Genomic DNA, 5,162 nt, shown 5'->3' with positions numbered 1-5,162 from the left:
ATCAAACACCCATTCGGCATCGGGGCTGGCGTCTTTGCCCCAGCGCGCCTCTGCCTGTCTTTGCGCGGCGGTTCGCCGCCCTAAAACCCGCAACGCAAGCGCAATATCGGCACGGGGTTCGGGCAGATTTTGCGCCCATTGGCAGACTTGGGATTGAAAATGATAACTACCAAAGCGTGCTTTGCCCTTTTCAAGATGCGCTTCGCGTTCTTCCGCGGTGGGGGCATCCTTAAGCGGTTCCCATTCGCCAAAGACGTGATCCGTGGCCCCGCTTGCGGGGGCGTTTTCGCGGATATAGGCGCATAGAATTTCCATGCAGCGCACATGGTCGCGGCCGTGGTCATAGGCGGTGCTGTCTTGGGCGATGCGTTCCAAGGACAGGATGCCGCCGATGCGGACCTCGATATTGGGGAGGGTCTCTTCGCGGCCATCGCGCTTGACGGTCTTTTCGGCCCCCAACTGCTCGACAGCTTTCGAGATACGGTCGGTCAGGTGGCCTTCTTTTTGAAAGCCGACGGTGCGGTGTTTCAGCATGGTGCTGTAGATCAAGAAGGGGCCGCCGAGCAACCCACCCAGCAGCGTGCCAAGACCGAGCGCACCAAGGCCCGAGGTTTGGGGGCTGCTGGTGGCGGCATGAGGCTGCAGCAGTTGGTAGGTGGCCCAAAAAGCAGCCCAGACAGCAAGCAGGAAAAGGGCGACCCAGAGGATGGCAAGGGGGATGATTATCGCGAGGGCAAGCGGTGAGAGGCTTTCCCAAGCAGGGGCGCGGTAGGGTTTGCCCGGTTGGCTCACGGCCAGATAGATCAGGCCCGTGGCGAGGAGCAGCCCCAAGATGAAGGTTGCTCCCCAGAAATCTTGAGGTGGAATGGCGATAATCGTTACTTCTGGGCTGTACATAATAAATCCAAACAATTTTAAGAAGCTTGGCAGAGCAAAAGCTGGCGAGCAAGCCTTGCGCAGGGTTCTTGCCCCGCGTGCTGCAACCCGTTAGGAACGGCTGAACCCTAATCATGAGGCGATCATGCGCGTTTCTCGTTACTTTCTGCCCGTTCTGAAGGAAAACCCTGCCGAGGCGCAGATCGTCTCGCACCGCTATATGTTGCGGGCGGGGATGATCAAGCAGCAGGCGGCGGGGATTTATTCTTGGCTGCCCTTGGGTCTGCGGGTGTTGAACCGCATCCAAGCCATTGTGAACGAAGAGCAAATCCGCGCAGGCCACATTCCTTTGTTGATGCCAACGCTGCAGCCCGCCGATCTGTGGCGCGAGTCGGGGCGCTATGATGATTACGGGCAGGAAATGCTGCGGATCAAGGATCGCCAGGACCGCGAGATGCTTTATGGGCCGACCAATGAGGAGATGATCACCGACATCTTCCGCGCCCATGTCACCAGCTATAAAGACCTGCCGCTGACGCTTTATCACATCCAGTGGAAGTTCCGCGACGAGATGCGGCCTCGGTTTGGGGTGATGCGCGGGCGCGAGTTCTTGATGAAGGACGGCTATAACTTTGACGTCGACCGCGACAGCGCTTTGCATGCCTATAACCGGCATATGGTCAGCTATCTGCGCACCTACGAGCGGATGGGGCTGACGGCAATTCCGATGCGGGCGGATTCGGGGCCGATTGGCGGCGATGACACGCATGAGTTTTTGGTGCTGGCGGCCACTGGCGAGTCGGAGGTGTTCTTTGACAGTGCAGTGACCGAGTTGAAGCTGGGCGATCGGGCGGTGGATTACGACAACCGCGCGGAAGTGGCTGCGGTTTGCAAAGAATTCACCACGCTTTATGCGCGCACTGATGAGACCCATGACGCCGCCCTGTTCGAGGCCATTCCCGAAGAGCGCCGCAAGGTGGCGCGCGGCATCGAGGTTGGGCAGATCTTTTACTTTGGCACCAAATACTCGGAAGCCATGGGCGCGAGTGTTGTTACCGCCGATGGCAGCAAAGTGCCGGTCGAGATGGGCAGCCACGGCATTGGTGTGTCGCGGCTTTTGGGCGCGATCATCGAGGCCAGCCATGACGATAAGGGCATCATCTGGCCCGAGGGCGTCACACCGTTTCCGGTGGGGATTGTCAACCTGAAGCAGGGCGATGCGGCCACGGATGCGGCGAGCGAGAGCCTTTACAAGGCGCTGGCCGCCAAGGGGCTTGAGGCGCTTTATGACGACCGCGACGAGCGGGCGGGGGCAAAATTTGCCACCATGGACCTGATCGGTCTGCCTTGGCGCATCACCGTCGGGCCGCGCGGGCTTGCCAATGGTTTGGTCGAGCTGACCTCGCGGCGCAGTGGTGTCTCGGAGGAGATGACGCCAGAGGCCGCGGTGGCGCGGATCGTCGAGATTTACGCAGGCCACTGAGGCCGGTTTGTTTGGCCGGCCAAGGCGGGGGTTTCACACCCCCGCGCAAGCCTTGGCCTGCGGCCAAATCTTGCTGCCCCCGTGGGATATTTAACGACAGATGAAGGTGGCTGCAGGCGGGGGTGACCCCGCCTTTGCTGTTTTAAGACCTGCGGGCTTTGCGGATCAGGTCGAGGATGTCTTTTGCGGCCGAGGGGATATTGGTGCCGGGGCCGAAGATCGCCTTGACGCCCGCATCATAAAGAAATTGGTAATCTTGTTGCGGAATGACGCCGCCGCAGATCACCAAAATTTCGCCCGCGCCTGCGGCTTGCAGGGCCTCGACCAGTTTTGGCGCCAGGGTTTTATGGCCAGCGGCCTGGCTGGAGATGCCGATGACATGCACGTCATTGTCGATGGCGTCTTGCGCGGCCTCGGCCGGGGTTTGGAACAGCGGGCCGACATCAACGTCAAAGCCGATATCGGCAAAGGCGGTGGCGATGACTTTGGCGCCGCGATCATGGCCGTCTTGGCCCATTTTCACCACCAGCATGCGCGGACGGCGGCCTTCTTCAGTGGCGAAGGCTTCGACATCGGCTTGGATGGCGGCAAAGCCTGCATCGCCTTCATAGGCCGCGCCATAGACGCCGGCGAGGGTTTTGACCTCGGCGCGGTGGCGGCCAAAGACGGTTTCCATCGCCATGCTGATTTCTCCGACGGTGGCGCGGGCGCGGGCGGCGGTGACGGCGGCGGCAAGCAGGTTGCCGTCATGTCCTGCCGCGAAGGTCAGGGCGGCGAGGGCGGCTTGGGCTGCGGCCTCGTCGCGGGCGGCGCGGGTGGCGGTGAGCCTTGCGATCTGGGCCTCGCGCACGGCGTGGTTGTCGATATCAAGGATGTCGATCGGGTCTTCTTTGGCCAAGCGGTATTTGTTGACGCCGACCACGACATCGGTGCCGCGGTCGATGGCGGCTTGGCGTTTGGCGGCCGATTCCTCGATCCGCAGTTTCGGCATGCCCGAGGCCACGGCCTTGGTCATGCCGCCCATCGCCTCGACCTCTTCGATCAGCTTCCAGGCCTCGGTGGCCAGTTGGTCGGTCAGGCTTTCGACGTAGTAGCTGCCGGCCAGCGGGTCGACCACATGAGTGACGCCGGTTTCTTCTTGCAAGATCAACTGGGTGTTGCGCGCGATGCGGGCCGAGAAGTCGGTGGGCAGGCCCATCGCCTCGTCCAGCGCATTGGTGTGCAGGCTTTGGGTGCCACCAAGCACCGCCGACATCGCCTCGTAGGCGGTGCGGATGACGTTGTTATAGGGATCGGCCTCTTGCAAGGACACGCCCGAGGTTTGGCAATGGGTGCGCAGCATCAGGCTGCCCTGCTTTTGCGGATGAAACTCGGACATGATGCGGTGCCAAAGCAGGCGGGCGGCGCGCAGCTTTGCGGCCTCCATGAAGAAGTTCATACCGATGGCGAAGAAAAAGCTGAGACGGCCGGCAAAGGCATCGACATCCATGCCGCGCGCGATGGCGGCGCGGACATATTCGCGGCCATCGGCCAAAGTATAGGCCAATTCCTGCACAAGGTTCGCGCCGGCCTCTTGCATGTGATAGCCCGAGATCGAGATCGAGTTGAACTTTGGCATCTCGGCCGAAGTATATTCGATAATATCGGCGATGATGCGCATCGAGGGTTCTGGCGGATAGACATAGGTGTTGCGCACCATGAATTCTTTCAGAATATCGTTCTGGATGGTGCCGGAAAGGGCTGCGCGATCAACGCCTTGTTCTTCGCCCGCGACGATAAAGCTGGCGAGGATCGGGATCACCGCACCGTTCATCGTCATCGAGACCGAGACTTTGTCCAAGGGGATGCCGTCGAACAGGATCTTCATATCCTCGACGCTGTCAATCGCCACGCCCGCCTTGCCGACATCGCCTTCGACGCGCGGGTGGTCGCTGTCATAGCCGCGGTGGGTGGCCAGATCGAAAGCAACCGAGACGCCCTGCTGGCCTGCCGCCAAATTCTTGCGGTAAAAGGCGTTGCTGGCCTCGGCGGTCGAAAAGCCCGCGTATTGGCGGATGGTCCAGGGCCGGCCTGCATACATCGTGGCTTTGACGCCACGGGTAAAGGGCGCAAAGCCGGGCATTTCGCCGATCTGCGGCAGGCCTTGGGTGTCAGCTTGGGTGTAAAGCGGTTTCACCGCGATGCCTTCAAGGGTGTTCCACGTCAGGCTGTCAGGGTTGCCGCCCTTCATTTCCTTGGAGGCCAAAGCCGCCCATGCTGCAATCTTATCCATCTGCATTCCCTCATTTTTACCCAAGTGCCTTGCGGCCCGCTTGGTTTTGGTGTCGTGGCGTCCTATATCAGGGCCATGAACACCGTTTTGAAATCAATCGTCATTGCCCTTGCGGGCGGTTTTGCTTTTGCCGGGTCAGCCCAGACGCTGCCGCAACCCTATGGCGCCGTGCCCGCGTCGAGCGTGGTCTTGGCCGATGAGCTATATGTCCACCGGCTTGTGGTGGTTTTCTCTGACAGCCCGCTGGAGACATCCTTCATGCGCCAGATGGAGATCTTGCAGCCGCATCTGCTGGATTTGCAGGCCCGCGATGTGCTTTTGGTCACCGACACCGACCCGCAAGCGGGGTCCGAGCTGCGCAAAACCCTGCATCCGCGCGGGTTTTCGTTGGTGATCATGGACAAGGACGGCTCTGTGGCGATCCGCAAGCCGCTGCCTTGGGATGCGCGCGAAATCTCGCGCAGCATCGACAAGTTCCCCTCGCGCTTGGCCGAGGTGCTGGAGCGCAATCCGGCGGGGCGATAGGTCATT

4 protein-coding genes are annotated in these 5,162 nt (G+C 60.9%); 2 read left to right on the top strand and 2 right to left on the bottom strand.

Going from position 1 to position 5,162, the window contains the following annotated elements:
- On the bottom strand, nt 1-897 hold an 897-nt coding region (locus V7Q10_RS11375), incomplete at its 3' end, for a hypothetical protein (RefSeq protein WP_333869219.1).
- A 124-nt stretch (nt 898-1,021) separates the two neighbouring features.
- Between V7Q10_RS11375 and proS the strand changes: the two genes are divergently transcribed.
- Nucleotides 1,022-2,359, top strand: a complete 1,338-nt coding sequence (proS, locus tag V7Q10_RS11370; RefSeq protein WP_333869218.1) for a proline--tRNA ligase — start codon at nt 1,022-1,024, stop codon at nt 2,357-2,359.
- A 142-nt stretch (nt 2,360-2,501) separates the two neighbouring features.
- On the opposite strand, the gene scpA is transcribed toward proS, so the two are convergent.
- A complete protein-coding gene (scpA, locus tag V7Q10_RS11365) occupies nt 2,502-4,631 on the bottom strand; it encodes a methylmalonyl-CoA mutase (RefSeq protein ID WP_333869217.1) in 2,130 nt (709 codons plus the stop codon).
- Between the two features lie 75 nt (nt 4,632-4,706).
- Here scpA and V7Q10_RS11360 point away from each other — a divergent pair, with 75 nt between their 5' ends.
- Nucleotides 4,707-5,156, top strand: a complete 450-nt coding sequence (locus V7Q10_RS11360; protein WP_333869216.1) for a DUF4174 domain-containing protein — start codon at nt 4,707-4,709, stop codon at nt 5,154-5,156.
- Nucleotides 5,157-5,162: the final 6 nt, after the last annotated feature.

This window comes from Cypionkella sp., assembly GCF_036782355.1.
Taxonomy (GTDB): Bacteria; Pseudomonadota; Alphaproteobacteria; order Rhodobacterales; family Rhodobacteraceae; genus Cypionkella.
Note: the sequence above shows the minus strand (reverse complement) of the source record. Positions and strands in the feature narration are given on the sequence as shown.